Source organism: Dellaglioa sp. CoH-56-MRSF-12 (genome assembly GCF_056782075.1).
Genome location: NZ_JBXAYD010000101.1, coordinates 1 through 269 on the forward strand (window position 1 = coordinate 1; position 269 = coordinate 269).

Below are 269 nucleotides of genomic sequence, written 5' to 3' on the forward strand. Positions count from 1 at the left end.
GCCTTGTACTTCGCGGCCTATCTTGTGCAGGAATTCCAAAAGCGCAGTCGCGAGGAAGTCGTGTGGCACAACCTATACGGCGGCTTCGATAATACTGTGCTCCGAAAGTACGACGACACCGAAGTACTGCGCGATCCGGGTATGTTGGTACTCACAAACCTGAGCCCCCAATCGACCAACACGAAACTAGACAAGACTCGCGATTTGGTTACGCGATTTGCCAACATTCCACGTGTGCTGGTAGTAGCAGGCGAGGACCCTATCTCGTT

1 protein-coding gene is annotated in these 269 nt (G+C 53.2%); it reads left to right on the forward strand.

Features of this window, described 5'->3' with window-relative positions; all coding sequences use genetic code 11:
• A partial coding sequence (locus AC1RPY_RS07915; RefSeq protein ID WP_481763138.1) for a hypothetical protein occupies positions 1–269 on the forward strand: 269 nt, incomplete at both ends.